Raw genomic sequence first — 1,923 nt, forward strand, 5'->3', positions numbered from 1 at the left:
TTCCGGCTGTGAGTCTTAATGGCGTATGCCCGGTCGCGGCAATCTGTCTTTTGCAAAGTCAGACTTACAAAACCGGCACGGCGTCAGCGTTTTTCGATACTTTAACCTAAAAAAAATAATACGCCGGCATTTTGTGCGCGCAAACATTTTGGGCTGATATTATTTTTTAGTAACTTTGCGGCGGTTTAAAGCAATTATTAAGGATAATCAATTAACACAATAAATTTATTAAAAATGGCAAAGTTTGATAAGTCAGTTTTAGAGAAGTACGGTATCACAGGTACCACTGAGGTAGTGTACAACCCCTCGTATGAGACACTGTTCGAGGAAGAGACGAAAGAGAGCCTCACAGGCTTTGAGAAAGGTCAGGAGACAGAGCTGGGCGCTGTCAACGTGATGACCGGTATCTACACCGGCCGCTCACCGAAGGACAAGTTTATCGTGATGGACGAGAACTCAAAGGACACTGTATGGTGGACATCCGACGAATACAAGAACGACAACCATCCCGCTTCTCCCGAGGCATGGGCTGCCGTTAAGGAAATAGCAAAGAAAGAACTGTCAGGCAAGCGCCTGTTTGTTGTGGACGGTTTCTGCGGCGCAAACGCCGACACACGTATGGCTGTTCGTTTCATCGTAGAGGTGGCATGGCAGGCACACTTCGTGAAAAACATGTTCATCCGTCCGACAGACGAGGAGCTTGAGACATTCGAACCTGACTTTATCGTATACAACGCGTCTAAGGCCAAGGTTGAGAACTACAAGGAGCTGGGCCTCAACTCAGAGACAGCCGTTGTGTTCAACGTGACAAGCCGCGAGCAGGTAATCATCAACACATGGTATGGCGGTGAGATGAAGAAGGGTATGTTCTCGATGATGAACTACTATCTGCCTCTCAAGGGCATGGCTTCGATGCACTGCTCTGCCAATACTGACCTCAACGGCGAGAACACGGCAGTGTTCTTCGGTCTGTCGGGTACAGGCAAGACAACTCTGTCTACCGATCCGAAGCGTCTGCTCATCGGCGACGACGAGCACGGATGGGACGACAACGGTGTGTTCAACTTCGAGGGCGGATGCTACGCCAAGGTCATCAACCTCGACAAGGAGAGCGAGCCGGATATCTTCAACGCCATCAAGCGCAACGCGCTGTTGGAGAACGTGACTGTGGCTGAGGACGGCAAGATCGACTTCGCCGACAAGAGCACCACAGAGAACACACGTGTGTCTTATCCTATCGACCACATCAACAACATCGTTCGCCCGAAGAGCGCGGCTCCCGCGGCCAAGAACGTGATATTCCTCTCTGCCGACGCGTTCGGAGTGCTTCCTCCCGTGTCTATCCTGACTCCGGAGCAGACGAAGTACTACTTCCTCTCCGGCTTCACGGCAAAGCTCGCAGGTACCGAGCGCGGCATCACCGAGCCTACACCAACATTCTCTGCCTGCTTCGGCCAGGCATTCCTCGAGCTGCACCCCACAAAGTATGCGGAGGAGCTGGTGAAGAAGATGGAGAAGAGCGGCGCGAAGGCTTACTTGGTGAATACCGGTTGGAACGGAACGGGCAAGCGCATCTCAATCCGCGACACACGCGGTATCATCGATGGAATACTCGGTGGCGCTATCCTGAACGCTCCCACAAAGAATATCCCTGTGTTCAACTTCGCCGTTCCCACAGAGCTTGAAGGTGTTGACACAGGCATCCTCGACCCGCGCGACACTTACGCCGACGCTTCCGAGTGGCAGAAGAAAGCCGAAGACCTGGCCGCACGCTTCCAGAAGAACTTCGTGAAGTACACAGGCAACGAGGCCGGCAAGGCGCTCGTGGCGGCAGGTCCGCAGCTGTAAGAGGCAAAATTTGAATGTTTATATAAGTAAAATCTCCCGCAGGGCAAGCTGTCCCTGCGGGAGATTTTTTTGTTG

General features: G+C 52.4%; 1 protein-coding gene. It reads left to right on the forward strand.

The annotated features are described in order from the left end of the window. The first annotated feature begins 234 nt into the window (after nucleotides 1-234). Nucleotides 235-1,848, forward strand: coding sequence for a phosphoenolpyruvate carboxykinase (ATP) (gene pckA, locus MoGM_RS00280; protein WP_104368256.1), 1,614 nt, complete (start codon nucleotides 235-237; stop codon nucleotides 1,846-1,848). Nucleotides 1,849-1,923 lie beyond the last annotated feature (75 nt).

This window comes from Prevotella sp. MGM1, assembly GCF_002933775.1.
Lineage (GTDB): Bacteria > Bacteroidota > Bacteroidia > Bacteroidales > Bacteroidaceae > Prevotella.